This window comes from Pararhizobium mangrovi (genome assembly GCF_006516965.1).
In the GTDB taxonomy this organism is placed as follows: Bacteria; Pseudomonadota; Alphaproteobacteria; order Rhizobiales; family Rhizobiaceae; genus Pararhizobium_B; species Pararhizobium_B mangrovi.
Window position 1 is genome coordinate 1 of the sequence record NZ_VHLH01000065.1, and the last position, 1,313, is coordinate 1,313.

1 protein-coding gene is annotated in these 1,313 nt (G+C 69.5%); it reads right to left on the minus strand.

Annotated elements, in window-relative coordinates; genetic code table 11:
• Positions 1–1,293, minus strand: coding sequence for a UDP-N-acetylglucosamine 1-carboxyvinyltransferase (gene murA, locus FJU11_RS18185; RefSeq protein WP_141168487.1), 1,293 nt, complete (start codon positions 1,291–1,293; stop codon positions 1–3).
• Positions 1,294–1,313: the final 20 nt, after the last annotated feature.

The following is a 1,313-nucleotide window of genomic DNA, read 5'->3' on the forward strand; positions in this document are numbered from 1 at the left end:
CTACCCGCTGACGCGCTCGATTTCGGCGCCGCATGCGCCGAGCTTGGTTTCGAGGCGTTCGAAGCCGCGGTCGAGGTGGTAGACGCGGTTGACGGTCGTCTCGCCGTTGGCGACGAGGCCGGCGATGACCAGCGAGACCGAGGCGCGAAGGTCCGTCGCCATGACCGGCGCGCCGGTCAGCTGCTTCACGCCCGTCACCGTCGCCGTCTGCCCGGAAAGCTGGATGTCGGCGCCGAGCCGGGCGAGCTCCTGCACGTGCATGAAGCGGTTCTCGAAGATCGTCTCGGTGATGTGCGAACGTCCCTCGGCGCGCGTCATCAGCGCCATGAACTGCGCCTGCAGATCGGTCGGGAAACCCGGGTAAGGATCGGTCGACACGTCCACCGGCTGCAGGCCGGCGCCGTTGCGCCGGATGCGCACGCCGGTATTGGTCGCCGTCACCTCCGCACCCGCCGAACGCAGCGCGTCGAGCGCGTTTTCGAGCAGCGATTCCTGCGTGCCTTCGAGCGTCACGTCGCCGCCGGCCATCGCCGCCGCCATCGCGTAGGTGCCCGTCTCGATGCGGTCGGGCAGCACCCGGTGGCGCGCGCCCGAAAGCGAGGCCACGCCCTCGACGACGATGCGCGGCGAGCCCGCGCCGGAGATCTTGGCGCCCATGGCGTTCAGGCAGTTGGCGAGATCGACCACCTCCGGCTCGCGCGCGGCGTTGTCGATGACGCTCGTGCCGTCGGCGAGCGAGGCGGCCATCAGCATGACGTGGGTGGCGCCGACGGAGACCTTCGGAAAGGCGAAGCGGCCGCCCTTCAGCCCGCCCTTCGGCGCGCGCGCGTCGACATAGCCGCCGTCGATGGCGATGTCGGCGCCGAGCGCGCGCAGCCCGTCGATGAAGAGGTCGACCGGGCGCGTGCCGATGGCGCAGCCGCCCGGCAGCGAGACGCGCGCCTCGCCGACGCGGGCGAGAAGCGGCGCGATGACCCAGAAGCTCGCACGCATCTTGGAGACGAGCTCGTAAGGGGCGGTGGTCTCGACGATGGTGCGGGCGGTGAAGTGGACGGTGCGTGAATAGCCGTCCTCCTGGCGCTCGCGCCGGCCGTTGACCATGATGTCGACGCCGTGGTTGCCGAGGATGCGGATGAGCTGCTCGGTGTCGGCCAGGTGCGGCACGTTTTCCAAAGTCAGCGTGTCGTCGGTCAGAAGCGAGGCGATCATCAGCGGCAGGGCCGCGTTCTTCGCACCCGAGATCGGAATGCTGCCGTTCAGACGATGGCCACCGACTATGCGTATGCGATCCATGCTCTCTCCGGGCTCGAAAG

What these genes read in the sequence shown, in the direction of transcription:
- murA (WP_141168487.1), bottom strand. Translation starts at nt 1,293, where the DNA reads ATGGATCGCATACGCATAGTCGGTGGCCATCGTCTGAACGGCAGCATT.